Genomic DNA, 215 nt, shown 5'->3' with positions numbered 1-215 from the left:
TCTGGATCTGGTGTTGGCTCTGGATCAGGCGTTGGTTCAGGATCTGGTGTTGGCTCTGGATCTGGTGTTGGTTCAGGATCCGGCGTTGGTTCAGGATCAGGCGTTGGTTCAGGATCAGGCGTTGGCTCTGGATCTGGTGTTGGCTCTGGATCTGGTGTTGGTTCAGGATCAGGCGTTGGCTCTGGATCTGGTGTTGGCTCTGGATCTGGTGTTGG

Annotated in this window: 1 protein-coding gene; it reads right to left on the bottom strand. The window is 55.8% G+C overall.

Features of this window, described 5'->3' with window-relative positions:
- Positions 1-215 (bottom strand): hypothetical protein (locus CD150_RS12920; RefSeq protein ID WP_206185651.1); only part of this gene is annotated, 215 nt, incomplete at both ends.

This window comes from Staphylococcus ureilyticus (assembly GCF_002902235.1).
Lineage (GTDB): Bacteria > Bacillota > Bacilli > Staphylococcales > Staphylococcaceae > Staphylococcus > Staphylococcus ureilyticus.
Note: the sequence above shows the minus strand (reverse complement) of the source record. Positions and strands in the feature narration are given on the sequence as shown.